Source organism: Pararcticibacter amylolyticus (genome assembly GCF_003130405.1).
Lineage (GTDB): Bacteria > Bacteroidota > Bacteroidia > Sphingobacteriales > Sphingobacteriaceae > Arcticibacter > Arcticibacter amylolyticus.
In genome coordinates this window covers 1-1,200 of record NZ_QEAS01000076.1, presented here as the reverse complement: position 1 = coordinate 1,200, position 1,200 = coordinate 1, and the positions used below count along the sequence as shown (strand labels likewise).

Here is a 1,200-nt window from a genome sequence, read left to right as displayed (position 1 = left end):
TTCGTTATACGTATAGGTGATGGTCTGGGCCCCGTTGTGCAGTTTCTTCTTCCACAGCTGGCCTGTTTCGTTATATTCATTTTCGGACAGCAACACTTCTCCTGCGTTATTGATGTTTTCCCAGGTCTTCGTCTTCCTTCCCATATGGTCGTAGGCGTAGCGGGTCCTGGTGGTAACGCTGCTGCCCGGGCTGGTATGGTAACGGGTAACCGTATCGGGCTCACCGGTGAAGGTATAGGTGGTCAGCACGCTGTCTACTCCATCTCTATAGTTCTGGCTCTTGACCTGCATCACCCGGCCGTCCTCGTCATAGAAGGTGAGGCTGGTCAGCATAGTGGTCGTGCCCAGGACTTTTATCCGGGTGCCGGTCAGTAGGCTGTGGGTCTTCGGGCTCCGGGCTACCGGAAGGGGCCCGAAGGTAGTACTGCCGGGGAAGGTATAACCGTCGTAATAGTTTACCGTGAAGGGTGTGGAACTGGTGGGGAAGCTTTGATTGGTATAGCCTTCACCTGCGGTACCTCCCACATAGTTCTCCCAGTTGAATGCCTGGGCATTCACCGTGGTTTGAAGGCTGGCCCGGGAGACACTGCTGGCATATTCCCCGCTCATCACGACTCTTCCTAGTCCGTCGTATTTGGTAAAGGTCCATTTACCGTTCTGGGCCTGTTTGGGGTCCTGAGTCAGGACTGCCTGGTCAATGGTGTTATACACCGTACTCTCCCATCCGTCTTTGCCGGGGATGCGCTTTTCGATCAGCCGGTTCCTTCCGTCGTAGCGGTACTGGTAGCAGTATTTATTGAGTTTGGTGGCATCTATCCCGCCGTTGTCGGGCTCTGCTCCAGGGGGCAAAACGAAACTGAGATTGCCAAAGTCATCGTAGACGTAGTAGGTGGAATAGGGTGTGCTTTCATCTTTCCAGGTGCGTTTGAGCACTACCTGCCCTTCTTTGTCCTTATATTCTTCGGTGGTACCGGTCTTGCCGCTTGTCCAGTTTTCATCTTTGGTGATGGTCAGGTACAGCTGACTGGCTGCATAGTTCCCGCTGGTGCTCAGTGTCCTTTGGTGCTGCTGGCCTGCGGTGGTGACGGTTTCTGCCCGGTACAGGCGCACAGACCGGTCTCCGCTGGCGGTATTGGTGCTGTATTCGGTCTTGCCGGTATGGCCTGATCCGCTCACGCCGCTGGTGCTGAGCTGCCAGGG

General features: G+C 55.2%; 1 pseudogene. It reads right to left on the bottom strand.

Annotated elements, in window-relative coordinates:
• Nucleotides 1-1,200, bottom strand: a pseudogene (locus tag DDR33_RS26190) (DUF6443 domain-containing protein); the annotation flags it as partial.